At 62.8% G+C, this 301-nt stretch carries 1 pseudogene; it reads left to right on the top strand.

Going from position 1 to position 301, the window contains the following annotated elements:
* A pseudogene (locus EN807_RS34385) lies at positions 1-301 on the top strand (type I secretion system permease/ATPase); the annotation flags it as partial.

The following is a 301-nucleotide window of genomic DNA, read 5'->3' on the forward strand; positions in this document are numbered from 1 at the left end:
CACTGATGCTGCTCATGATCACGATGCTCAACCAGCGCGCGACGGCCGCCGCTTTCGGCGAAGCCAACGCGCATCAGAGCAAAGCCAACATCCATCTCGATTCCATGTCGCGCAACTCCCAGATCATCAATGCGATGGCGATGATTCCGGAGGCGGTGAAGATCTGGGGCAAGGACACCGCCAACTCCCTTCGCGCCCAGGTGATCGCGCAGGACCGCAACATCGTCTTTGCCTCGCTGTCGAAGGCGGTGCGCCCCCTGACCCAGGTGACGATGCCCGGCCGGGCCGCTCATCTGTCGCT

The sequence above is a fragment of the Mesorhizobium sp. M5C.F.Ca.ET.164.01.1.1 genome (assembly GCF_004792125.1).
In the GTDB taxonomy this organism is placed as follows: domain Bacteria; phylum Pseudomonadota; class Alphaproteobacteria; order Rhizobiales; family Rhizobiaceae; genus Mesorhizobium; species Mesorhizobium wenxiniae.